The organism is Treponema zioleckii, from assembly GCF_014737315.1.
GTDB lineage: Bacteria > Spirochaetota > Spirochaetia > Treponematales > Treponemataceae > Treponema_D > Treponema_D zioleckii.
In genome coordinates, this window is record NZ_JPUF01000151.1 from 1 (window position 1) to 869 (window position 869).

Annotated in this window: 1 protein-coding gene; it reads left to right on the top strand. The window is 40.4% G+C overall.

Annotated elements, in window-relative coordinates; all coding sequences use genetic code 11:
- The first annotated feature begins 59 nt into the window (after window positions 1–59).
- On the top strand, window positions 60–860 hold the full coding sequence (locus JI65_RS16960; RefSeq protein ID WP_191018342.1) for a PD-(D/E)XK nuclease family transposase: 801 nt from the start codon (window positions 60–62) through the stop codon (window positions 858–860).
- Window positions 861–869 lie beyond the last annotated feature (9 nt).

Genomic DNA, 869 nt, shown 5'->3' on the forward strand with positions numbered 1-869 from the left:
CGCCTTGTGCCACAAGACTGAACCGTTGAGAATAGCAACGAATTAGGTTAATATAAACTATGACAAAAAAAGATTTGGAAAAAAAGCAGAAAATGATTGCTCGTATTCAGGAGTTCACGCTCATGGATGACGACTTTATGACCCGCTTTTTTGAAAATGACAAGGAATGTACGCAGTTCGTGCTTCAGACGATTCTTGAAAACAAGAACATTACGGTAATTGAGGAAGTTGCCCAGAAAGTCGTAAAGAACCTTGGAGGGCGTTCCGTTCGTCTTGATGTATATGCACGCGACAGCAGCGGAACTCCCTATGATATAGAGATTCAGAGAGCTGACAAAGGTGCCGGAGCCAAGCGCGCACGATACAATTCAGCTTTGATGGATGCAGATGAAACTGTTCTTGGAATGGATTCTGAGAAACTGCCTGAAAGTTACGTAGTTTTCATTACAGAAACTGATATATTTAAGAATGGTTGTCCAGTGTACAAAATTGACAGATATATAAATGGCAGCATTCCCTTTAATGATGGAATGCACATTCTTTATATTAACGGTGAATATAGGGGAAATGACCCGATTGGCGACCTGATGCACGATTTTCACTGCAAAAAGCCTGCCGATATGAAGAATAAGCTTTTGGCTGACCGAGCCAGATACCTCAAGGAAGACGACAAGGGGGTAAGACACATGTGCAAAATTATGGAAGACTTCGCAAAAGAAGAAAGAGATGAAGCAAAAATTGAAATGGCTGCAAAACTTCTGGAACTTGGAAAAATGTCAGAAGAAGAGCTCATAGAAACCTTTAATCTTACTGACAAGCAGATGCAGGTAATTAAGGAAAAAGTTTCGGTTTTGGCATAATTTGCTTTA